At 34.6% G+C, this 22,876-nt stretch carries 35 protein-coding genes; all 35 read right to left on the bottom strand.

Features of this window, described 5'->3' with window-relative positions; all coding sequences use genetic code 11:
• Positions 1–55 precede the first annotated feature (55 nt).
• The 35 genes from Q0787_RS14780 to rpsG all read right to left on the bottom strand — a co-directional run bounded on the left by Q0787_RS14780 (position 56) and on the right by rpsG (position 22,874).
• Positions 56–817, bottom strand: coding sequence for a LytTR family DNA-binding domain-containing protein (locus Q0787_RS14780; protein ID WP_298903613.1), 762 nt, complete (start codon positions 815–817; stop codon positions 56–58).
• A 20-nt stretch (positions 818–837) separates the two neighbouring features.
• Entirely contained in the window at positions 838–2,817 is a 1,980-nt protein-coding gene (locus Q0787_RS14785) for a tetratricopeptide repeat protein (protein WP_298903614.1), read from the bottom strand.
• 432 nt (positions 2,818–3,249) lie between these two features.
• The gene (gene eno / locus Q0787_RS14790) at positions 3,250–4,542 is read right to left on the bottom strand and encodes a phosphopyruvate hydratase (RefSeq protein WP_298903615.1); all 1,293 of its coding nucleotides are present in this window, start codon (positions 4,540–4,542) and stop codon (positions 3,250–3,252) included.
• 158 nt (positions 4,543–4,700) lie between these two features.
• Positions 4,701–5,804, bottom strand: a complete 1,104-nt coding sequence (gene carA, locus Q0787_RS14795; RefSeq protein ID WP_298903616.1) for a glutamine-hydrolyzing carbamoyl-phosphate synthase small subunit — start codon at positions 5,802–5,804, stop codon at positions 4,701–4,703.
• A gap of 86 nt (positions 5,805–5,890) precedes the next feature.
• Positions 5,891–6,361, bottom strand: a complete 471-nt coding sequence (gene rplQ, locus Q0787_RS14800) for a 50S ribosomal protein L17 (protein ID WP_298903617.1) — start codon at positions 6,359–6,361, stop codon at positions 5,891–5,893.
• A gap of 65 nt (positions 6,362–6,426) precedes the next feature.
• Positions 6,427–7,419, bottom strand: coding sequence for a DNA-directed RNA polymerase subunit alpha (locus Q0787_RS14805; RefSeq protein WP_298903618.1), 993 nt, complete (start codon positions 7,417–7,419; stop codon positions 6,427–6,429).
• Positions 7,420–7,513: 94 nt separating this feature from the next.
• Positions 7,514–8,119, bottom strand: a complete 606-nt coding sequence (rpsD, locus tag Q0787_RS14810; RefSeq protein WP_298903619.1) for a 30S ribosomal protein S4 — start codon at positions 8,117–8,119, stop codon at positions 7,514–7,516.
• Positions 8,120–8,289: 170 nt separating this feature from the next.
• The gene (gene rpsK, locus Q0787_RS14815; RefSeq protein ID WP_298903620.1) at positions 8,290–8,673 is read right to left on the bottom strand and encodes a 30S ribosomal protein S11; all 384 of its coding nucleotides are present in this window, start codon (positions 8,671–8,673) and stop codon (positions 8,290–8,292) included.
• Between the two features lie 105 nt (positions 8,674–8,778).
• Entirely contained in the window at positions 8,779–9,153 is a 375-nt protein-coding gene (rpsM, locus tag Q0787_RS14820) for a 30S ribosomal protein S13 (RefSeq protein ID WP_230936862.1), read from the bottom strand.
• Positions 9,154–9,155: 2 nt separating this feature from the next.
• Positions 9,156–9,272, bottom strand: coding sequence for a type B 50S ribosomal protein L36 (gene ykgO, locus Q0787_RS14825; RefSeq protein WP_081990159.1), 117 nt, complete (start codon positions 9,270–9,272; stop codon positions 9,156–9,158).
• A gap of 4 nt (positions 9,273–9,276) precedes the next feature.
• On the bottom strand, positions 9,277–9,492 hold the full coding sequence (gene infA, locus Q0787_RS14830; protein ID WP_026753784.1) for a translation initiation factor IF-1: 216 nt from the start codon (positions 9,490–9,492) through the stop codon (positions 9,277–9,279).
• An 86-nt stretch (positions 9,493–9,578) separates the two neighbouring features.
• Positions 9,579–10,931, bottom strand: a complete 1,353-nt coding sequence (secY, locus tag Q0787_RS14835; protein WP_298903621.1) for a preprotein translocase subunit SecY — start codon at positions 10,929–10,931, stop codon at positions 9,579–9,581.
• Between the two features lie 12 nt (positions 10,932–10,943).
• Positions 10,944–11,396 carry a 50S ribosomal protein L15 gene (rplO, locus tag Q0787_RS14840; RefSeq protein ID WP_298903622.1) on the bottom strand — a complete coding sequence of 151 codons (453 nt, stop codon included), beginning with the start codon at positions 11,394–11,396 and terminating at the stop codon, positions 10,944–10,946.
• Between the two features lie 9 nt (positions 11,397–11,405).
• On the bottom strand, positions 11,406–11,588 hold the full coding sequence (gene rpmD, locus Q0787_RS14845; protein ID WP_298903623.1) for a 50S ribosomal protein L30: 183 nt from the start codon (positions 11,586–11,588) through the stop codon (positions 11,406–11,408).
• A gap of 11 nt (positions 11,589–11,599) precedes the next feature.
• Positions 11,600–12,124 carry a 30S ribosomal protein S5 gene (rpsE, locus tag Q0787_RS14850; protein ID WP_298903624.1) on the bottom strand — a complete coding sequence of 175 codons (525 nt, stop codon included), beginning with the start codon at positions 12,122–12,124 and terminating at the stop codon, positions 11,600–11,602.
• 6 nt (positions 12,125–12,130) lie between these two features.
• On the bottom strand, positions 12,131–12,487 hold the full coding sequence (gene rplR, locus Q0787_RS14855) for a 50S ribosomal protein L18 (protein ID WP_298903625.1): 357 nt from the start codon (positions 12,485–12,487) through the stop codon (positions 12,131–12,133).
• Positions 12,488–12,497: 10 nt separating this feature from the next.
• The gene (gene rplF, locus Q0787_RS14860; protein WP_298903626.1) at positions 12,498–13,040 is read right to left on the bottom strand and encodes a 50S ribosomal protein L6; all 543 of its coding nucleotides are present in this window, start codon (positions 13,038–13,040) and stop codon (positions 12,498–12,500) included.
• Between the two features lie 18 nt (positions 13,041–13,058).
• On the bottom strand, positions 13,059–13,457 hold the full coding sequence (rpsH, locus tag Q0787_RS14865; protein WP_298903627.1) for a 30S ribosomal protein S8: 399 nt from the start codon (positions 13,455–13,457) through the stop codon (positions 13,059–13,061).
• Positions 13,458–13,549: 92 nt separating this feature from the next.
• The gene (rpsN, locus tag Q0787_RS14870; protein ID WP_099563531.1) at positions 13,550–13,819 is read right to left on the bottom strand and encodes a 30S ribosomal protein S14; all 270 of its coding nucleotides are present in this window, start codon (positions 13,817–13,819) and stop codon (positions 13,550–13,552) included.
• Between the two features lie 3 nt (positions 13,820–13,822).
• The gene (rplE, locus tag Q0787_RS14875; protein WP_298903628.1) at positions 13,823–14,374 is read right to left on the bottom strand and encodes a 50S ribosomal protein L5; all 552 of its coding nucleotides are present in this window, start codon (positions 14,372–14,374) and stop codon (positions 13,823–13,825) included.
• 2 nt (positions 14,375–14,376) lie between these two features.
• A complete protein-coding gene (gene rplX, locus Q0787_RS14880; protein WP_298903629.1) occupies positions 14,377–14,688 on the bottom strand; it encodes a 50S ribosomal protein L24 in 312 nt (103 codons plus the stop codon).
• An 11-nt stretch (positions 14,689–14,699) separates the two neighbouring features.
• Positions 14,700–15,068, bottom strand: coding sequence for a 50S ribosomal protein L14 (gene rplN / locus Q0787_RS14885; protein ID WP_028871112.1), 369 nt, complete (start codon positions 15,066–15,068; stop codon positions 14,700–14,702).
• A 2-nt stretch (positions 15,069–15,070) separates the two neighbouring features.
• On the bottom strand, positions 15,071–15,328 hold the full coding sequence (rpsQ, locus tag Q0787_RS14890; protein WP_087491761.1) for a 30S ribosomal protein S17: 258 nt from the start codon (positions 15,326–15,328) through the stop codon (positions 15,071–15,073).
• An 18-nt stretch (positions 15,329–15,346) separates the two neighbouring features.
• Complete coding sequence (gene rpmC, locus Q0787_RS14895) at positions 15,347–15,538, bottom strand: 50S ribosomal protein L29 (RefSeq protein WP_040278737.1); 192 nt, start codon at positions 15,536–15,538, stop codon at positions 15,347–15,349.
• 13 nt (positions 15,539–15,551) lie between these two features.
• On the bottom strand, positions 15,552–15,971 hold the full coding sequence (gene rplP / locus Q0787_RS14900) for a 50S ribosomal protein L16 (protein WP_298903630.1): 420 nt from the start codon (positions 15,969–15,971) through the stop codon (positions 15,552–15,554).
• A gap of 22 nt (positions 15,972–15,993) precedes the next feature.
• Complete coding sequence (rpsC, locus tag Q0787_RS14905; protein ID WP_298903631.1) at positions 15,994–16,713, bottom strand: 30S ribosomal protein S3; 720 nt, start codon at positions 16,711–16,713, stop codon at positions 15,994–15,996.
• Positions 16,714–16,721: 8 nt separating this feature from the next.
• On the bottom strand, positions 16,722–17,129 hold the full coding sequence (gene rplV / locus Q0787_RS14910) for a 50S ribosomal protein L22 (protein ID WP_298903632.1): 408 nt from the start codon (positions 17,127–17,129) through the stop codon (positions 16,722–16,724).
• A 6-nt stretch (positions 17,130–17,135) separates the two neighbouring features.
• Entirely contained in the window at positions 17,136–17,414 is a 279-nt protein-coding gene (gene rpsS, locus Q0787_RS14915; protein ID WP_298760247.1) for a 30S ribosomal protein S19, read from the bottom strand.
• Positions 17,415–17,424: 10 nt separating this feature from the next.
• Positions 17,425–18,252, bottom strand: coding sequence for a 50S ribosomal protein L2 (rplB, locus tag Q0787_RS14920; RefSeq protein ID WP_298903633.1), 828 nt, complete (start codon positions 18,250–18,252; stop codon positions 17,425–17,427).
• A gap of 10 nt (positions 18,253–18,262) precedes the next feature.
• Positions 18,263–18,553: a 50S ribosomal protein L23 gene (gene rplW, locus Q0787_RS14925; protein ID WP_204346315.1), complete on the bottom strand. Its 291-nt coding sequence runs from the start codon at positions 18,551–18,553 to the stop codon at positions 18,263–18,265.
• Between the two features lie 7 nt (positions 18,554–18,560).
• On the bottom strand, positions 18,561–19,190 hold the full coding sequence (gene rplD / locus Q0787_RS14930) for a 50S ribosomal protein L4 (protein ID WP_298903634.1): 630 nt from the start codon (positions 19,188–19,190) through the stop codon (positions 18,561–18,563).
• The gene (gene rplC / locus Q0787_RS14935; RefSeq protein WP_298903635.1) at positions 19,190–19,807 is read right to left on the bottom strand and encodes a 50S ribosomal protein L3; all 618 of its coding nucleotides are present in this window, start codon (positions 19,805–19,807) and stop codon (positions 19,190–19,192) included. Before rplC ends, rplD begins: the two co-directional genes overlap by 1 nt.
• 137 nt (positions 19,808–19,944) lie before the next feature.
• Positions 19,945–20,250, bottom strand: a complete 306-nt coding sequence (gene rpsJ / locus Q0787_RS14940; protein WP_007650482.1) for a 30S ribosomal protein S10 — start codon at positions 20,248–20,250, stop codon at positions 19,945–19,947.
• A gap of 12 nt (positions 20,251–20,262) precedes the next feature.
• Positions 20,263–22,389 carry an elongation factor G gene (fusA, locus tag Q0787_RS14945; protein ID WP_298903636.1) on the bottom strand — a complete coding sequence of 709 codons (2,127 nt, stop codon included), beginning with the start codon at positions 22,387–22,389 and terminating at the stop codon, positions 20,263–20,265.
• Between the two features lie 8 nt (positions 22,390–22,397).
• Positions 22,398–22,874 (bottom strand): 30S ribosomal protein S7, encoded by a 477-nt coding sequence (gene rpsG / locus Q0787_RS14950; protein ID WP_298903637.1) that lies wholly within the window; start codon positions 22,872–22,874, stop codon positions 22,398–22,400.
• Positions 22,875–22,876: the final 2 nt, after the last annotated feature.

Genomic DNA, 22,876 nt, shown 5'->3' on the forward strand with positions numbered 1-22,876 from the left:
TTTAGGTGTTAATGAGTAAACTAAGGGTTTGACTTAGAATTCGATAATCTCTGACTTAAATTGTTTTTAAAATTTCTTGTAGGCGTTCTTTTTTCCGTTGAGAAATGGGTAAATGACTTTCATCCTCCATAATGACATAGCCTCCATCTCTTTTTATATATGATTTGAGGTATTTTAAGTTGATTAAATGCGACTGATGAATGCGTTCAAAGCCATGTTCTGTAAGAAGTTCTTCATACTCTTTTAGCGTTTTTGAAATGAGAACAGTTTTGGTATTTTTAATATAAAATTTTGTGTAATTATCCTCGCTTTCACAACGTATTATATCGCTAATATTAAACAAGTGAATACCATCAGAAGTAGACAATGCGATACGTTTAAAATTATCAACCTTCTTCCTTATGTTTTCTAACAACAGGTCGATATGAGCATAGTCATTATTTTTTTCTAATACGGCTTCAATTTTCTTAATAACCTTTTGCAATTCTTCTGGATCAACAGGCTTAAGCAAGAAATCTAAAGCACTAAATCGAAATGCTTTTATGGCATATTGCTCGTATGCTGTTATAAAGACAATATTGGAAGTAATAGCACCATTTTTTTTTGCAACTTTTTCTAAAATATCAAAACCCGTTCCGTCGTTTAATTGTATATCTAAAAACACAACTTCTGGTTTTAATGTATCCATAGTAACAATGCCAGATGCGACACTATCTGCTTCACCAATTATTTGGATGCTTGGAGCAAACAATTCTAGCAACTTTTTCATGCCCTCACGGAGATTTTTATCATCGTCAATTAAAATAGCTGTTATCATATTTTAAATTATGTTTTACATTACATACTAATTGTTGTTCTGGTTTCAATGTATTGCAATGGCAATCGAAGTTCTACTTTTGTTCCTTTTACGATATCATCATTGCGAATTTCGTCTATGTGTATTGTTGCTACTTGCGCAGTTGAAGACGTCATCATTTCTAGTCGTTTTTTTATAATATCTAAGGCCATTGATTTATGAGCAACTACTGAGTTTTCTTTATTCTTTTTTGAGGTATGAATACCTATACCATCGTCAACAATTGTGCAAATTAAAATGTCATCACCAAGCGAAAATTTAACCGCTATGTTACCCATTTCTTTTTTAGGAATAACCCCATGAATAATGGCGTTTTCAACAAAAGGCTGTATGAGTAGAGGTGGCATGGATACGTCATCATCAATATGTTCACTTTTATGAATACTGAAATCGAACATGTGATTAAATCTAAGTTGTTCTAGCTCTAAATAATTTTGCAAACTCTCTATCTCTCTATCAATTGGTATTAATGATTCTTTAGAATACTCTAATGTTAATCGCATAAGTTTAGAAAACTTTGAAAGGTATTTAATGGCCGAATCTGTCCCATTTTGTACAATAAAGCTAGATATTGATCCTAAACAGTTAAACACAAAATGTGGATTCATTTGTAAATGCAAGGCCTTTTGTTCATATTCGGCTAGCTCTTTTTGAAGTGTTAATCGCTTTTTAAGTTGAGATCTGTTATAAATTAAAAAGCCAATTCCAAACAGTAAAAGTGCAGTTAAAGCACCAAAAATTAATTTCATTTTTGAACTTTTCGCTTCTTCTTTTAGGCGTATTTCTCGCTTTTCATTTTCTTCTTTTTGAAGTAACTCCTTCTTTTCAAATTCGTACTTCATTGAAGCCTCAACAGACTTTCTAATATTAGCTTCATTGATTAAACTGTCTCTAGCAACACTATATTTTTGAAAATGTTCTAAGGCTAAGGTGGTGTTTCCTTTTTTCTCGTAAATATCACTTAGGAGTTTTTCAGTTGTTGATTTTGCTTCTAGAACACCAATATCTTCAGATAAACCCAAAGCTATTTGGGTCATATGCAATGCTTTATCAAGATCATTTCGTTCATAATAGAATTTCCCTAAAAACAAATAGGTATCAGACAAGCCAAATTTATCATCAAATTGTTTAAACGTAGTTATCGCATTTTCCCAGCTTTCGATAGTCTTTGAATCCTCATTCTGAGATTCGTAATACAAACCAATATTATTATACCATTCCCCTAAAGCTCTAGGGTTTGGATTATTATCCAAACTTTGTTTTGCCAGAGTATAATATTCAAAAGCCTTATTTGGATTAGCTTGATCCTGATAAATATTAGCAATATTGGTTAGAGTAATACCTATATTGGGGTCATTTAATCGCTCTTGAAGATTTTTAGACTTTTCAAAATATTCTAGAGCTTTAGCATATAACGACTGTGATTTATAAACCACACCAATATTGTTATATAATCTAGAGCATTTAACATCATTTTTTAAGCGCTCATAGAGTTTAACAGATTTAAGATAAAATTCTAACGCTCTCGGATAATTACTTTGTTCGGAAAAAACAATTCCCATACTGCCATACGCTTGTGCAAGTCCTTCGGCTACATCATTATTTTGAGCATCCGAACCTTGTTGCCCTTCAAAAATGGTTTTGGCTATCGAAAAATCATCTAGAGATTGTTTATAATTACCTAGAATAATATTTGAGGTACCAATATTTAGGTAGGCGTTAGCCTCTCCTATGGAATTAGAGCTGCGCTTTGATAGTTCGAGTGCTCTATTACCATACTCTGCCATTTTATTCGGGTCTGAGTATTTATAAGCGTTAGAAATAGTATTTAATAACTTAACTCTCTCCAAATCGTTATCAACATCGAGTAACCTTTGTTGCAAACTGTCTAAAGTATGAGTTTGTCCATGTACAGTTATCGAAAAGAGAACTATAAAGAATAGAAGTGCTTTTACTTTCATTTTAAATTTATAGATAAGTTAAAAGTAAAGATTTAGTTGTTTAGATGATGTATTCATTTAGAATTTTAGGGGTTTCACTTAGAATTCGATATAAACCGTATTTTCAGACTTTCTAATAGGAGGTATAAGTTCATCAAATCAGATTGATTCGGGTTTTAGATACCATTAAACTTTAGATTTTAAAACATTTTAGCACAGAATTACCAATAGTTGTTTTCACATCAACAAAATAAACGTCACTAGATACGTTCGAAATATCTATCTAATATGTTTCCGAAATCATCACATCTTGAGCTTTTCCTCCTTGAACATCAAATAAGGTCTATTCTACTATTTGATGGTATAATAGTCTTTAATAAGTACTTGAAGATACAAAAAAAAGCCAGTAATAAAATTATACTGGCTTGTTTAATATGCTTTTGAAAATAGGTCTTATTTCACCTTGAATGCTTTTTCTTGAGGGTAATAAGCGACTTCATCAAGTTCTTCTTCAATACGTAATAACTGGTTGTATTTTGCCATTCGATCACTACGAGAAGCAGACCCTGTTTTAATTTGTCCTGTATTTAAGGCTACAGCCAAATCTGCAATAGTATTATCTTCTGTTTCACCAGAACGATGAGACATAACAGATGTATAACCAGCATTATGAGCCATATTCACTGCAGAAATCGTTTCAGTTAAAGTCCCAATCTGGTTGACTTTAATTAAGATAGAATTAGCGATACCATTTTCAATACCACGAGATAGACGTTCTACATTCGTTACGAATAAATCATCTCCTACTAATTGCACTTTATCACCAATTCTTTCGGTAAGATATTTCCAGCCTTCCCAATCATTTTCATCCATACCATCTTCAATAGAAATGATAGGATAATTATTGGCCAATTCGGCTAAATAATCGGCTTGTTCTTTACTAGAGCGTACTTGTCCAGAATCTCCTTCAAAGATGGTATAATCATATTTACCATCTTTATAGAACTCGGCAGCAGCGCAATCTAATGCAATCATAACGTCATCACCTAAAGTATATCCAGCATTAGATACAGCTTTAGCAATAGTATCCAAGGCATCTTCAGTTCCTCCTTCTAAGTTTGGTGCAAAACCACCTTCGTCACCAACAGCTGTACTTAAACCTCTATCATGTAACACCTTTTTAAGATGATGAAAGATTTCGGTTCCCATTTGCATGGCGTGAGTAAAATTCTTGGCCTTTACTGGCATTACCATAAATTCTTGAAATGCTATTGGAGCATCACTGTGTGAACCTCCATTAATGATATTCATCATTGGTACAGGTAGCGTGTTGGCAGATACACCTCCTACGTATCGATATAAAGGCATTCCCAACTCACCTGCAGCAGCTTTTGCAGCAGCCAGAGATACGCCTAAGATTGCGTTAGCTCCTAATTTAGATTTATTAGGCGTACCATCTAAATCTATCATTAATTGATCTATTCTATTTTGGTCAAATACAGATTCTCCTAATAGTTCTTGAGCAATTATCGTATTGACGTTATTAACAGCTTTGGAAACTCCTTTTCCCATATAAGTATCGCCACCATCTCTCAATTCAACGGCTTCATGTTCACCAGTCGAAGCACCAGAAGGAACTGCTGCTCTTCCCATCATTCCGTTTTCGGTAACGACATCCACTTCAATTGTTGGATTTCCTCTAGAATCTAAAATTTGTCTTGCATGAATATTAATTATAATGCTCATTATATCTAATTTATGTTGTTGTTATTTTAAGTTTCAAATTTACGAAATTGTTGGTCTAATAGCTCCTTATATAAAGCAGATTTACATTATATCTCAACGATAATGTTTTCGTAAAACAAGATTGGCAACGAAATTTAAAATTCATTGCCAATTCTGCATTAGTTGTTTTTTATGTTTTCAATAAAGGTATCAAACAAATATGTTGAATCATTTGGCCCAGGGCTGGCTTCTGGGTGGTATTGTACCGAAAAACAATTCTTATTTTTCATTTTGATTCCGGCAACAGTATGATCATTAAGATGTACGTGTGTAATTTCTATATCGGGATGCTTTTCAGTTTCTTCTCGATTAATAGCAAATCCATGATTTTGCGATGTAATTTCACCTTTAGTAGTTACAAGATTCTTTACAGGATGGTTAATTCCTCTATGTCCATTATGCATTTTATAAGTTGAAATTCCATTAGCTAGAGCAATCACTTGATGTCCCAGACAAATACCAAATAGTGGTAAATCTCTGCTTATAATTTCTTTAGCAACAGCCTGAGCTTCTACCAATGGTTCTGGATCTCCTGGTCCATTTGATAAGAAGTAACCGTCGGGTTGAAACGCTTCTAGGTCTTCAAACTTAGAATTATAAGGAAACACTTTAATGTAAGCATCTCGCTTGGCTAAGTTTCGTAATATATTCTTTTTAATACCAATATCTAATGCAGCAATTTTATAGGTAGCATTTTCGTCTCCAAAGTAATAAGGTTCCTTTGTAGATACTTGAGATGCCAACTCTAAACCTTCCATACTTGGAACTTGAGCTAGTTGTTTTTTCAATCCGTCAATATCATCCACCTCTGTAGAAATTACCGCATTCATTGCTCCATGATCTCTTATATGACTCACCAAGGCTCTAGTATCTACATCTGAAATAGCTAAGAGGTTATTATCATTTAAAAACTCTTCGAGCGACTTGTCGCCTGCTGGTCGAGAATATTCAAAACTGAAGTTTTTACATATGAGCCCAGCAATTTTAATAGAATCAGATTCTATTTCTTCAGATTGGGTTCCATAATTACCTATATGAGCATTAGTAGTTACCATTAACTGACCATAGTATGAAGGGTCAGTAAAAATTTCTTGGTATCCTGTTGTTCCTGTGTTGAAGCAAACTTCACCAAAGGCAGTTCCTTCTTTGCCTATTGATTTTCCATGAAAAATCGTTCCATCTGCAAGAAGGATTAAGGCTTTTTTACGTTTTTGGTATATCATTTTTTTAGAAAAGTTTTACAAAATTGCATAAAAAAAAGGATAATCTAAAATAGATTATCCTTTATATATTAAATGCTTATTAACATTTATTCTTCTTCGTTAGTTGCTTTCGTTTCAACTGGAGCCGCAGCTGGTTTAGAGCCTCCTCTTCTACTTCTTCTAGTAGTTTTCTTCTCTTTCTTACCAGCGTTGTAGATTTCGTTATAATCTACTAACTCTATCATTGCCATATCAGCATTATCACCAAGTCTGTTTCCTAATTTGATGATTCTAGTATAACCACCTGGACGATCTCCTACTTTTACAGCTACATCTCTGAATAATTCAGTAACAGCATCTTTTTGTCTTAATCTAGACATAACGATACGTCTGTTATGAGTTGTATCTTCCTTTGATTTAGTAATCATTGGTTCAACAAATTGCTTTAACGCTTTTGCTTTAGCAACAGTTGTGTTGATGCGTTTATGCTCAATTAATGAGCATGCCATATTAGCTAACATTGCTTTTCTATGAGCAGTTTGTCTTCCTAAATGGTTAAATTTCTTTCCGTGTCTCATGACTTTCTATTTATCATCTTGCTTCCAAACTCATTTTCTGAGGAGCAAAATATGATTATTATAATTTAATCTTTATCTAATTTGTATTTTGCTAAATCCATTCCGAAGTTAAGACCTTTGACATTTACAAGCTCTTCAAGCTCTGTTAAAGATTTCTTACCAAAGTTACGGAACTTCATTAAGTCATTTTTATTGAATGATACTAAGTCTCCTAAAGTATCTACCTCTGCAGCCTTTAAACAGTTTAGTGCACGAACCGATAAGTCCATATCAACTAATTTAGTTTTAAGCAACTGTCTCATGTGAAGTGATTCTTCATCATAAGTTTCAGTTTGAGCAATTTCATCAGCTTCAAGAGTGATACGCTCATCAGAGAATAACATGAAGTGGTGAATTAAAATCTTAGCAGCCTCAGTTAACGCATCTTTTGGATGAATAGACCCATCTGTAATGATTTCAAAAACTAATTTTTCGTAATCGGTTTTTTGCTCAACACGGAAGTTTTCAATGCTATATTTAACATTTTTTATTGGTGTATAAATTGAATCTGTAAAGATTGTTCCAATTGGTGCAGAAGCCTTTTTATTTTCTTCAGCAGGAACATAACCTCTTCCTTTTTCAATTGTAATTTCCATGTTAATATTAACTTTAGGATCTAAGTTACAGATCACTAAGTCTTTATTTAATACTTGGAATCCAGAGATGAATTTTTGAAAATCACCTGCTGTAATTTGATTTTGTCCAGAGATAGAAATTGAAACAGACTCATTATCAACCTCGTCAATTTGACGTTTGAAGTTAACTTGTTTTAAGTTCAAAATCATTTCTGTAACGTCTTCTACCACACCTGCAATAGTAGAGAATTCGTGGTCTACACCTTCAATTCTAACTGATGTAATAGCGAAGCCTTCTAAAGAAGATAATAAAACTCTTCTTAAAGCATTACCTACTGTTAATCCATAACCTGGTTCTAAAGGTCTAAATTCGAATTTACCTTCAAACTCAGTAGAATCAATCATGATTACTTTGTCGGGCTTCTGAAAATTTAATATTGCCATGTATTCTTCGTTTTAATTGTTATTCAGTTGCGCGGTTTAGAGGTTTGAAGAAGGCCAATAAACCCTTTGGCTAAATACCAATATGATTAATTTATTATTTAGAGTATAATTCGACGATGTATTGTTCGTTGATATTTTCTGGAATTTGAATTCTTTCAGGAACAGAAACATAAGTTCCTTGTTTTGTATCATTATTCCAAGTAATCCACTCATATACATTACTAGAATTAGCTAATGAATTTTGAATAGATTCTAACGATTTAGATTTTTCTCTAACCGCAACAACATCACCAGCTTTTAATTGGTAAGATGGAATGTTTACGATACCTCCGTTAACAGTGATATGTCTGTGAGATACTAATTGTCTAGCTCCACTACGAGATGGAGACAATCCCATTCTGTATGCAACATTATCTAAACGAGATTCACACAATTGAAGTAAAACTTCACCTGTAATACCTTGAGCAGCAGTTGCTTTTTTGAACATGTTTCTGAATTGCTTTTCTAAGATACCATAAGTGTACTTAGCTTTTTGCTTTTCCATTAATTGGATAGCGTATTCAGATTTTTTTCCACGACGCTTATTAGCACCATGTTGACCTGGAGGATAGTTTCTTTTTTCGAAAGCTTTATCATCTCCAAATATAGCTTCGCCAAATTTTCGAGCTATTTTAGTTTTAGGACCAGTATATCTTGCCATTTTTAAATTTGTTTTGAGAGTGTTTGTGAATTAAGGTCTTAATCTTATCCTTCGACAACCGTTGATCTCTCGTTGATACTTGTTTGTTATTTTTCAGTTTGCAAATTTACATATAAAAAATGAATATCAACCATTAAAAACAGTTGATATTCATTTAGTATGTATATAAATTATACTCTTCTTCTTTTTGGAGGTCTACATCCATTGTGTGGTAATGGAGTAACATCGATAATTTCTGTTACTTCAATTCCAGAATTGTGGATAGATCTAATAGCAGATTCTCTACCATTTCCAGGACCTTTTACGTAAACTTTAACTTTCTTAAGTCCAGCTTCTTTAGCAACTCCAGCAGCGTCTTCTGCAGCTAATTGAGCAGCGTAAGGGGTGTTCTTCTTAGAACCTCTAAATCCCATTTTACCAGCTGATGACCATGAAATTACGTCACCTTTTTTGTTTGTTAAAGAGATGATGATGTTGTTAAAAGATGCAGCTACATGCGCTTCACCTACAGCATCTACAATGACTTTACGTTTTTTTGTACTTGACTTTGCCATATTTTTCAGTTTCTAGTTGTTAGTTTTTTTGTTTTTAGAATCCTAAACATTACTATTTCAAACAGATTCCTCTAACGGTTAAAACTAATGACTAATGTCTATTTATTATTTAGTTGCTTTTTTCTTGTTAGCAACAGTTTTTCTTCTACCTTTTCTAGTTCTAGAGTTGTTTTTTGTTCTCTGACCTCTTAATGGAAGTCCAGCTCTATGACGTATACCTCTGTAACATCCAATATCCATTAATCGCTTAATGTTTAATTGTGTTTCAGAACGTAATTCACCTTCAATGGTATAAGATCCAACAGCGTCACGGATTGCTCCAATTTGCTCATCTGTCCAATCTTGTACTTTGATGCTTTCGTCTACTTTAGCCGTTGCTAAAATTTCTTGTGCTCTACTTCTACCTACTCCGTAGATATAAGTTAAAGAGATTACTCCTCTTTTCTGTTTTGGTATGTCTACACCTGCAATTCTTGCCATAATTACCCTTGTCTTTGTTTGAATCTAGGATTCTTTTTGTTAATGACGTAAAGTCTACCTTTTCTGCGGACTAATTTACAGTCTGCGCTTCTTTTTTTAATGGATGCTCTTACCTTCATGGTTTTAGTATCTATAAGTTATGCGAGCCTTTGTTAAATCGTACGGGCTCATTTCTAATTTTACTTTATCTCCAGGTAACAACTTAATGTAATGCATACGCATTTTACCCGAAATGTGTGCTGTCACAATGTGACCGTTTTCTAGTTCAACTCGGAACATCGCATTTGACAATGCTTCTATGATTGATCCGTCTTGTTCTATTGCTGCTTGTTTTGCCATATTATATATTTTAGTGTTTAACCTTGGATTAGCAAATACCTTGCCTAAAATTTTTCCGAAGGTTACCCTCTAAATTAGTATTACATTTAAGCTACTGCTTTTCTGTTTTTACCTGTCTTCATCAAGCCATCATAATGTTTATTCAACAGATATGAATTCACTTGCTGCATTGTATCTATTGCAACTCCAACCATAATTAGTAGCGATGTGCCACCAAAGAATAATGCCCATCCACCTTGAACACCCATAATCTTTACAATAATTGCTGGGAACACAGCTATCAATGCTAAGAAAATAGAGCCTGGTAATGTAATTTGCGACATTACTTTATCTAAATATTCAGATGTTTCAGTTCCAGGTCTAATTCCTGGAATAAATCCACCACTTCTTTTTAAATCATCTGCCATCTTGTTCGTTGGAACTGTGATTGCAGTATAGAAATATGTAAAAATGATAATTAATAATGCAAATACAACATTATACCATAATCCAAAAGGATTACCAAACTCGGCTTGCATCCATTGTCCTACTTCACTAGAAGCTCCAAATGATTTTCCAATTAAACTTGGTACAAACATAATTGCTTGAGCAAAGATAATTGGCATTACACCTGATGCATTCAATTTTAATGGTAAAAATTGTCTATTACCAAACACATTTTTCTCGTAACCACCAGAAGCCGTTCTTCTTGCATATTGTACAGCAATCTTACGCACTGCCATAACTAACATTATCGATGCTAAAATGATTACAAACCAAACTACTAGTTCGATTAAGATCATCATTAATCCACCATTTCCACCACCATCTAATCTAGCTGATGCATTTTGTAAGAATGATTGAGGTAAAGTAGCGATAATACCCACCATAATTAATAATGAAATACCATTACCAATACCTTTATCTGTAATCTTCTCTCCTAACCACATAGCGAATATACAACCAGTTACCAAAATGATTACTGACGATATATAGAACGTTGGTCCTGTACCTAATAAGAATGCTGAAGAAGGAATACCAAATGCAGGTTGTAAACTAGCCAAATATCCAGGTGCTTGGAACAAGCAAATAATAATGGTTAACCAACGTGTAATTTGTGTAATCTTCTTTTGCCCACTTGCACCTTCTTTTTGAAGTTTCTGTAAATAAGGAATCGCAATTCCCATTAATTGTACAACAATAGAAGCTGAAATGTAAGGCATAATACCCAATGCAAAAACAGAAGCGTTTGCGAAGGCACCACCAGTAAACATATTAAGAATTCCTAATATCCCACCATCTGCACCATCTTGCAAACCTCCAAGTTGAGTTGCATCAATACCTGGTAAAACAACCTGAGCACCAAAACGGTAAACTAAAAGCAGACCAAGCGTAAGAATGATTCTGTCTTTTAACTCTGTTATTTTCCAAACATTTTTTAATGTATTTATAATTTTCATACTAAAGTGTTCTTATAAAGTTACAGCTTCTCCTCCTGCAGCTTCAATAGCAGCTTTTGCCGTCGCCGTAAATTTATGAGCAGTTACTGTTAATTTTGATTTTAATTCACCACGACCAAGAATTTTTACTAATTCATTCTTTCCCGCCAAACCTAGATCAACTAAAGTTTGAAAATCAACTGCATCCTTTATTTTCTTGTTATCTACTAACTCTTGTAACGTATCTAAGTTTACACCTTGATATTCTACACGATTAATATTTTTGAATCCAAATTTAGGAACTCGTCTTTGAAGAGGCATTTGACCACCTTCGAAACCTAATTTCTTAGAGTATCCAGAACGAGACTTCGCTCCTTTGTGACCACGTGTTGCCGTACCACCTTTTCCAGAACCTTGTCCTCGACCTACTCTTTTACCTTGATTCTTTACAGAACCTTCTGCTGGTTTTAAATTACTTAAGTTCATCTTATATTATTATTTTGTTTCTTCAACAGAAACTAAATGTGAAACTTTACTTACCATTCCAAGAATACTTGGAGACGCATCATGTACTTTGGTTTGACCAATTTTATTCAATCCAAGAGCTTCTAAAGTTCTCTTCTGATTTTGCGTACGATTTATTGCGCTTTTTACTTTTGTTACTTTAATCTTTGCCATCGTCCTATTGATTAACCGTTAAACACTTTTTCAAGTGAAATTCCTCTATCTCTAGCAATTGTATTTGCATCTCTTAATTGTAACAAAGCATCAAAAGTTGCTTTTACTACGTTATGAGGGTTAGAAGATCCTTGAGATTTTGATAATACGTCATGTATACCAACTGCTTCTAAAACTGTTCTCACAGCTCCACCAGCAATTACACCTGTACCAGGAGCAGCAGGAATGATATTTACTCTTGCTCCACCATATTTACCTTTTTGTTCGTGAGGTAAAGTTCCTTTGATAATAGGAATTCTTACTAAGTTCTTCTTAGCATCTTCAACAGCTTTTGCAATTGCAGTTGCTACATCTTTAGATTTCCCTAAACCGTGTCCTACAACTCCAGCTTCATCACCAACCACTACGATCGCCGAAAAACCGAAAGCTCTACCACCTTTTGTTACTTTAGTAACTCTTTGAACACCAACTAAACGATCTTTAAGATCAATTCCACTTGGTTTTACTAATTCTGCGTTTTTATATTTTTGATACATAGTGTCTTAGAATTTAAGTCCGCCTTCTCTTGCGCCTTCAGCTAATGATTTTACTCTTCCGTGATATTGGTATCCTCCTCTATCAAAAGAAATGGTATTGATACCTGCTTTGATTGCTTTCTCAGCTACAGCTTTACCTACTAAGGCAGCTATTTCTGTTTTAGTTCCTTTTTCAGAAGCTATTGCTTTATCTCTTGAAGATGATGCTGCTAAAGTTTTACCTGTAACATCATCAACAACTTGAGCATAAATTTCTTTATTACTTCTGTAAACAGCTAAACGCGGTCTTGCTTCTGTACCAGAAACTACCTTACGTATTCTGCTTTTTATTCTTAGTCTTCTTTCGTTCTTTGTTAATGCCATAACTAATTTTTTAAGCTGATTTACCTGCTTTTCTTCTTAATTCTTCACCAACAAACTTAACACCTTTTCCTTTGTAAGGTTCTGGCTTTCTAAATCCGCGAATTTTCGCAGCAACTTGTCCAACTAATTGTTTATCGTGAGATGTTAATTTAACTATTGGGTTTTTACCTTTTTCTGAAATGGTCTCAATTTTAACCTCTGGTGCTATATCTAAAACGATATTGTGAGAGAATCCTAAAGCCAAGTCTAATTTTTGACCTTGGTTAGATGCTCTGTAACCTACACCAACAAGTTCTAATTCTTTAGTCCATCCTTTAGAAACACCATCAATCATGTTGCTTACTAAAGATCTGTATAAACCGTGTTTAGATTTTTGTTCTTTGTTATCTGCTGAACGTGTTACAAGTACGTTTCCGTCTTCAACTTTAACTTCAACAGCGTCGTATGGTTGTGTTAATTCTCCTAATTTACCTTTTACAGTAATTACGTTGTCTTTAACTTCAACTGTAACTCCTTCTGGAATTGCTACTGGGTTATTTCCTATTCTTGACATTGCTCTTTCTGCTTTAAATTAGTAAACGTAACACAATAATTCACCACCAACATTTTCGCGCTGTGCTTGCTTACCTGTAATTACACCTTTAGATGTAGACACGATAGCAATACCTAAACCATTAAGGATTCTAGGCATTTCGTTTGCGCCAGCATATTGACGTAAACCTGGTGTACTGATTCTTTGAATTTTTTTGATAACCGATTCTTTAGTTTCCTTGTTGTACTTTAAGGCAATTTTAATTGTCCCTTGTACAGTTGAATCGTCAAATTTATAACTTAAAACATATCCTTGATCGAATAATATTTTAGTCATTTCTTTCTTTAAGTTTGATGCAGGAATTTCAACAACTCTATGGTTGGCCTTCACAGCATTTCTGATTCTTGTTAAGTAATCAGCAATTGGATCTGTATTCATTTATATTAATTTGCGGTAATGGTTTTCGACTTTCTGCCGAACCTAAAACCAATTTATAATTCTTGTTTATAATCGCGATAAAACGATTTGGTTTACCAAGATGCTTTTTTAACACCTGGAATCAAACCTTGGTTTGCCATTTCACGGAATGTTACACGTGAAATACCGAAAGTCCTCATGTACCCTTTTGGTCTTCCTGTTAGTTTACATCTGTTGTGCATTCTAATAGGAGAAGCATTTTTTGGTAACTTTTGTAATGCTTCGTAATCTCCAGCTTCTTTTAAAGCCTTACGTTTCTCAGCATATTTAGCTACTGTTTTTGCTCTTTTTACCTCACGGGCTTTCATTGATTCTTTAGCCATATCTTAGTTCTTTTGAAATGGTAATCCCATTTCAGTTAATAACGATTTTGCTTCTTTATCTGTTTCTGCAGATGTTACGAAAGAAATATCCATACCAGAGATTTTATTGATTTTATCAATGTTTATTTCTGGAAAGATAATTTGTTCAACAACACCTAAGTTGTAGTTTCCTCTACCATCAAAACCTGTAGCTTTGATACCATTGAAATCTCTAACTCGTGGTAACGCAGAAGTTACTAAACGATCTAAAAACTCATACATTTGCTCTCCTCTCAAAGTTACTCTGGCACCAATTGGCATTCCTTTACGTAATTTGAAAGATGCAACATCCTTTTTAGACATTGTAGCAACAGCTTTTTGACCAGATATCATTGTTAACTCATCAATAGCATGATCAATTAATTTCTTATCGGCAACGGCAGCTCCCACACCTTTAGATATAACAATCTTCTTAAGTTTAGGAACTTGCATTACGTTTTTATATCCGAATTCTTCTGTAAGAGCAGAAACAACCTTGTCCTTGTACTCTTGTTTTAATCTTGGAATATAAGCCATAACTATATTACTTCATTTGATTTTGTTGAAAATCTTACTTTCTTGTCACCTTCCATTTTGTAACCTACTCTTGTTGTTTCTCCCTTTGCGGTTAACAACGATAGGTTAGACATATGAATTGGTGCTTCTTTTTCTACAATGCCTCCTTGAGGATTTTGTGCACTTGGTTTTGTATGCTTCTTAACCATGTTCACGCCTTCTACGATGGCTTTGTTTTTATCCTTTAATACTTTAAGTACGTTACCTTCTGTACCTTTGTGGTCTCCAGCTATTACTTTTACAGTATCTCCTGATTTAATTTTAAACTTTGTCATTTTATTAGTCATTAAAGCACTTCTGGTGCTAATGAAACAATTTTCATGAATTGTCTATCACGAAGTTCTCTAGCTACAGGTCCAAAAACACGTGTTCCTCTCATTTCTCCAGTTGGATTTAAAAGTACACAAGCGTTATCGTCAAATCTAATATAAGATCCGTCTGGACGTCTAACTTCCTTTTTAGTACGAACAACTACTGCTGTTGACACTGCTCCTTTTTTAATGTTTCCATTAGGAGTAGCATCTTTAACTGAGACAACAATTTTATCTCCAATAGACGCGTATCTTCTTTTTGTACCACCTAGAACACGGATAGTTAATACTTCCTTTGCTCCTGTGTTATCAGCTACTTTTAATCTTGATTCTTGTTGTACCATAATTACTTCGCTCTTTCAATTATTTCTACTAATCTCCAACATTTAGATTTACTCATAGGTCGTGTTTCCATGATCTTTACAGTATCTCCAATGTTACAATCGTTTGTTTCGTCGTGAGCAACATATTTCTTTGTTTTCAAAACGAACTTTCCGTACATAGGGTGTTTTACTTTTTTAACTTCAGCAACAACAATTGATTTTTGCATCTTGTTGCTAGTAACAACACCTATACGCTCTTTTCTTAAATTTCTTTTTTCCATCTTTCAGCCAGAATACAATTATTGTATTTCTCTTTTAGTTAATTCTGTTGCAATTCTTGCTACTGAACGTCTTACGTTACGTAACTGAATTGGGTTATCTAATGGAGAGATTGCATGTGCCATTTTAAGGTCTGCATAACTCTTTTTAGTTTCACCAAGTTTCTCTTGTAACTCAGCTACTGATAATTCTTTAATTTCTGATTGTTTCATAATATCAAATAAATTATGCTTCGTAATCTCTAGCGATTAAAAACTTAGTTTTTACTGGTAATTTCTGTGCAGCTAAACGTAAAGCCTCCTTAGCAACGTCCATTGGTACTCCACCAACTTCGAAGATAATTCTTCCTGGTTTTACTACAGCTACCCAGTATTCTACAGCACCTTTACCTTTACCCATACGTACTTCTAATGGTTTCTTTGTAATTGGCTTGTCTGGAAATACTTTAATCCATAATTGACCTTCTCTTTTCATATAACGAGTTGCAGCAATACGCGCAGCTTCTATTTGACGAGATGTCAAGAAATTAGCATCTAAAGATTTTATTCCAAACATACCATTAGAAAGCATATGTCCTCTTCCGGTATTTCCTTTCATACGTCCTTTTTGGACTTTACGAAATTTTGTTCTTTTAGGTTGTAACATCTTATTACTTTTTCTTTAAAAATTACTTTCTACGACGAGATTTGTTGTTCCCACCGCGTCCTCCAGACTTGCCACCTTGCTTCTTAGACAAGCCAACTAATGGAGAAAGTTCTCTTTTTCCGTACACTTCACCTTTCATGATCCATACTTTAACACCTAATCTACCATAAGTAGTATGTGCTTCAACTAAAGCATAGTCAATATCAGCTCTAAATGTAGATAAAGGAATACGTCCTTCTTTATAGTGTTCTGAACGTGCCATTTCAGCACCGTTTAAACGACCACTAATCTGAATTTTTATTCCTTCAGCATTCATACGCATAGCAGCAGCAATAGCCATTTTAATTGCACGTCTGTAAGAAATACGATTTTCAATTTGACGAGCAACACTAGATGCTACTAAATATGAATCAAGTTCAGGTCTCTTAATTTCAAAGATGTTTAACTGAACTTCTTTTCCAGTAATTTTCTTAAGCTCTTCTTTTAACTTGTCTACCTCTTGTCCACCTTTACCGATAATAATACCAGGTCTAGCAGTAGTGATAGTAACGGTTACAAGTTTAAGCGTACGCTCAATGATAACTCTAGATACACTAGCTTTCGATAAACGAGCATGGATATACTTTCTGATTTTATCATCTTCAGCAAGTTTATCACCATAATCATTTCCACCATACCAGTTAGATTCCCATCCTCTGATAATTCCTAAACGATTTCCGATTGGATTTGTCTTTTGTCCCATATCTCTATTTAAGCTTGTGTGTTATTTTTAGCTCCAATCACTACTGTTACGTGATTAGATCTTTTTCTAATTCTGTGAGCACGACCTTGAGGTGCTGGACGTAATCTCTTTAACATAGATCCTCCATCTACTCTAATCTCTTGCACAAATAAATCTGCTTCTTCCATGTCTGCATCTTCATTTTTTGCTTGCCAGTTAGCAATTGCTGATAACAACAATTTCTCTAATCGACGAGATGCTTCTTTTGAACTAAATCTTAAGATTTGTAGTGCTTTCTCTGCTTCTTTTCCTCTTACCAAGTCTGCAACTAAACGCATTTTTCTTGGTGAAGTAGGGCAGTTATTCAACTTTGCAAATGCAACGTTTTTTCTGCCTTCCTTAATAGCGTCTGCCATTTGTTTTTTACGACTTCCCATAGCTTACTATTTTTTTCCTTTATTTTTTGCACCTGCGTGACCTCTAAAAGATCGTGTTGGTGAAAATTCTCCTAATTTATGACCTACCATGTTTTCTGTTACGTAAACTGGTACAAATTGACGACCGTTGTGAACTGCAATAGTTTGACCAACAAAATCTGGAGAAATCATTGAGGCTCTTGACCACGTTTTGATAACTGTTTTTTTGTTAGCTGCTACATTAGCTTCTACTTTTTTAGCCAATTTATAGTGGATGTAAGGTCCTTTTTTTAATGAACGTGCCATATTATTTCAATTATTTCTTTCTACGTTCTACAATATACTTATTACTCGCTTTCGTCTTAGAACGTGTTCTATAACCTTTAGCTGGAATACCATTTCTTGATCTAGGGTGTCCTCCGGAAGATTTACCTTCACCACCACCCATTGGGTGATCAACTGGATTCATTACTACTGGTCTTACTCTTGGTCTTCTACCTAACCATCTTGTTCTACCTGCTTTACCAGATACAGTTAATTGATGATCAGAATTAGAAATAACTCCAATTGTAGCCATACATTCTGAAAGAATCATTCTTGTCTCACCAGAAGGTAATTTTACTGTTGCAAACTTACCGTCTCTTGCCATTAATTGAGCAAATGCTCCAGCACTTCTTGCCATTACAGCCCCTTGTCCAGGACGTAACTCAATACAAGAAATAATTGTACCTAATGGAATTTGACTTAATGGCATAGCATTACCAATTTCTGGCGCTACTCCTTCTCTACCAGACACTACATTTTGCCCAACTTGTAAACCATTTTGAGCAATGATGTAACGCTTCTCACCATCTTGATAATTCAATAATGCGATAAACGCTGTTCTGTTTGGATCATATTCGATAGACTTAACTTCACCAGGAACACCTGTTTTGTTACGTTTAAAATCGATAATACGATACTTTCTCTTATGACCTCCACCAATTTGGCGCATGGTCATTTTTCCTTGACTGTTTCTACCACCAGATCTTTTGTTCGGAACGAGTAAACTCTTTTCCGGCTTATCAGTAGTTATGGCGTCAAATCCATTTACTACTCTAAATCGCTGAGCTGACGTGATTGGTTTTAATTTTCTTACTGACATTGTTGTCTAATTACATGTTAGTGTATAAATCAATTACTTCACCTTCCGCCAGTTGTACAATTGCCTTTTTAACAGCATTTGTTTTACCATGTTGAATACCTGTTTTTGTATAACGAGTACTACGATCTGGACGGACATTTATAGTACGAACTTTTTCAACAGAGACACCATAAGCAGCTTCAACTGCTTTTTTGATTTCTACCTTGTTCGCCTTGGTGTTCACTTGAAATGTAAAGCAGTTATTCAACTCACTATTAGTTGTTGCTTTTTCAGTGATGATAGGTTTAATTAAGATACTCATTGTCTTCTTATTTACTTAAATTCGATTCAATTCCTTCTAAAGAACTCTCTAAAAGAACTAATTTATTTGCGTTTAAAATTTTGTAAGTACTTAATTCTGAGTTCATTACAACTTCAGAGCCTTTAAAATTTCGTGATGACAAATATACATTATTATTCGACGCACCCAACACAAACAGAGATTTTTTATCTTGTATGTCTAGTGCTTTTAATACAGCTGTAAAGTTTTTCGTCTTTGGCGCATCAAAATTGAAATCTTCCAAAACAACGATATCTTTATCATTTGCTTTCATTGTTAACGCTGATTTACGTGCTAAACGTTTCAGGTTTTTGTTCAGTTTAAAACTGTAGTTTCTAGGTCTTGGTCCGAACATACGTCCACCACCTTTAAATACACCAGATTTGATACTACCTGCTCTCGCAGTACCTGTACCTTTTTGTTTTTTAATCTTACGTGTACTTCCTGTAATTTCTGCTCTTTCTTTAGCCTTATGCGTTCCTTGACGTTGGTTAGCAAGATATTGCTTAACATCTAAGTATACTGCATGATTATTAGGCTCTATAGCAAACACATCTTTAGAAAGGTCTACCTTTCTACCTGTGTCTTTTCCGTTTATATCTAAAACTGCTACTTTCATTACTTCTGAATAATTACATAAGAGTTTTTGTGTCCTGGAACACATCCTTTAACTACAAGTAAGTTCTTTTCTGGAACTACTTTATATACTCTTAAATTTTCAACATTCACTCTTTCGCCACCCATTCTTCCGGCCATTTTCATTCCTTTGAACACTCTCGCAGGATATGAAGCAGCACCAATAGAACCAGGAGCTCTTAAACGGTTATGTTGACCATGCGTTGCTTGACCAACTCCAGCAAATCCATGGCGCTTAACAACACCTTGAAAACCTTTACCTTTTGATGTACCAGCAACATCAACATACTCACCTTCTATAAAGTGCTCTACTGTTATTGCATCACCTAATTTGTAATCTCCTTCAAATCCTTGAAATTCCGCGACTTTAACTTTAACAGAAGTACCCGCTTTTTTGGCATGGCCAATTTCAGCTTTAGTAGCACTTTTCTCAGTCTTGTCATCGAAACCAAGTTGAAGGGCATTGTACCCGTCGACCTCTTCGGTTCTGACTTGGGTAACGATACATGGTCCAGCTTCGATTACTGTACATGGAATATTCTTTCCATTTTCATCGAAAATGCTGGTCATACCGATTTTTCTTCCTATTAACCCAGACATAATTATTAATTTATTTATTATTAGTATTTATTAAAATTCAAGGCCGAAAATACATTCGACCTTGAATTGTATTTTTACCGTTTTTCCTTCGCACGCAGCTCCGGACATGTTCTTTCCACCATTGTGGAATAAGTTCATTACACTTTAATCTCTACTTCAACTCCACTTGGCAATTCAAGTTTCATTAAGGCATCAATTGTTTTAGAAGATGAAGAATAGATATCCAATAATCTCTTGTAAGATGATAATTGAAATTGTTCTCTTGACTTCTTGTTTACGTGTGGTGAACGTAATACAGTGAAAATCTTTTTGTGTGTTGGTAATGGAATTGGTCCAGTTACAACAGCACCAGTACTTTTTACTGTTTTTACAATCTTATCAGCAGACTTGTCAACTAAATTATGATCGTAAGACTTTAATTTTATTCTAATTTTCTGACTCATTTTCTTTTAGTTTTAAGCTTCTACGCCTTTAGCTGCTTTGATTACTTCTTCTGAAATGTTAGAAGGAGTTTCAGCATAATGTGAAAATTCCATTGTTGATGTTGCACGACCTGAAGATAATGTTCTTAATGTTGTAACATAACCGAACATTTCAGATAATGGCACAGTAGCTTTTACAGTTTTTGCACCAGCTCTATCTCCCATATCACTTACTTGACCACGACGACGGTTTAAGTCACCTACGATATCACCCATATTTTCTTCTGGAGTAATAACTTCAAGTTTCATGATTGGTTCCATGATTACTGCTTTAGCCGCTTTTGCTGAATTTTTAAATCCAAGTTTTGCTGCTAATTCGAACGATAATTGATCAGAATCCACATCATGGTAAGAACCATCAGTTAATGTTACTTTCATTGAATCAACTTCGTATCCTGCTAATGGTCCATTAACCATTGCCATTTTAAATCCTTTCTCAATAGATGGGATAAATTCTTTAGGAACATTACCACCTTTAATTAAAGACTCAAACTGTAATCCAACAGTTCCTTCATCTGCAGGTTCTAATGTAAATACAATATCGGCAAATTTACCACGTCCACCAGATTGCTTCTTATAAACCTCTCTGTGTTCTGCACGTTGTGTAATAGCTTCCTTGTACTCTACTTGAGGCTGTCCTTGGTTAACTTCAACCTTAAACTCACGCTTCAAACGATCTACAATAATATCTAAGTGAAGCTCACCCATTCCAGAAATAATTGTCTGTCCTGAAGCCTCATCTGTTCTAGCCGTAAATGTTGGATCTTCTTCAGATAATTTAGCCAAAGCCATACCTAATTTATCAACATCTGCTTTAGTCTTAGGCTCCACAGCAATACCAATTACTGGATCTGGGAAATCCATAGATTCTAAAACGATAGGATTTTTTTCATCAGACATAGTATCACCAGTCTTGATATCTTTAAATCCTACTGCTGCTCCAATATCTCCTGCTTCGATAAAATCGATAGCATTTTGTTTATTAGAGTGCATTTGGTAGATACGAGAGATACGCTCTTTCTTACCTGAACGATTGTTCAAGATATATGAACCAGCATCTAAACGACCTGAATATGCTCTAAAGAATGCTAAACGACCAACATAAGGATCTGTAGCAATCTTAAATGCTAAAGCCGCAAAAGGCTCTTTTACATCTGGCTTACGTAAAATCTCTTCACCTGAATTAGGATCTGTACCTATAATACCTTCTTTATCTGTTGGAGAAGGCAAGTAACGACACACAGCATCTAATAAGAACTGTACACCTTTATTTTTAAAAGCAGAACCACAAATCATAGGAATAATAGACATATCCATAACAGCAGCTCTAAGTGCAGCGTGCACTTCGTCTTCTGTAATAGAATCTTCATCTTCCATGAATTTTTCTAAAAGATTCTCATCATAACCCGCAACTTCTTCGATTAAAAGTGCACGATACTTACGAGCTTCTTCTTTCATATCTTCTGGAATGTCAATAACATCAAAAGTTGCCCCTTGAGTTTCATCATGCCATACGATAGCTCTATTTTTTACTAAATCAATGATACCTTTAAAATCTGCTTCATCACCAATGTTTAATACAATTGGCACTGCATTTGATTTTAACATATCTTTTACCTGCTGACAAACAGCAAGGAAATTAGATCCTTGACGGTCCATTTTGTTAACAAAACCAATTCTAGGAACTTTATAGTTATCAGCTAGTCTCCAGTTAGTTTCAGATTGTGGCTCAACACCATCAACTGCACTAAATAAGAATACTAAACCATCTAATACACGTAATGAACGATTCACCTCTACGGTAAAATCAACGTGACCAGGAGTATCAATAATATTGAAGTGGTATCCTTTTGTATCAGGAGTTGGTTGTCCATTCTCCATTGGGAAATTCCAAGTACAAGTTGTAGCAGCAGAAGTAATTGTAATACCTCTTTCTTGCTCTTGCTCCATCCAGTCCATTGTTGCAGCACCATCATGTACTTCACCAATTTTGTGAGAAACACCTGTATAATAAAGAATACGCTCTGTTGTAGTAGTTTTTCCTGCATCAATATGTGCAGCAATACCTATATTTCTTGTAAATTTTAAATCTCTTGCCATGTCGTTAATTAAAATCTAAAGTGAGAGAATGCCTTGTTTGCTTCTGCCATTTTATGAGTATCAACTCTCTTTTTAACAGCCGCTCCTTCTTCTTTAGCTGCTGCTAAAATTTCAGCTGCTAATTTTTGAGGCATAGATTTTTCATTTCTTTTTCTTGCGTATCCAATCAACCACTTCATTGCAGTTGAAACTTTACGGTCTGGACGAATTTGCATTGGAATTTGAAATGTCGCTCCACCAACTCTACGACTACGTACTTCTACGTGAGGCATAACGTTAGATAAAGCATCTTTCCAAGTCTCTAACGCTGTTTTTTCATCGTCAGTTTTCTTTGATTCTACGATATCAATTGCATCATAGAATACTTTAAAAGCGATAGACTTCTTTCCATCCCACATCATCATATTAACGAAACGAGTTACTAACTGGTCGTTAAATTTTGGATCTGGTAAAAGCGGTCTCTTTTTTGCTGCTCTTTTTCTCATGT

It is taken from the genome of uncultured Psychroserpens sp., from assembly GCF_947492715.1.
In the GTDB taxonomy this organism is placed as follows: Bacteria; Bacteroidota; Bacteroidia; order Flavobacteriales; family Flavobacteriaceae; genus Psychroserpens.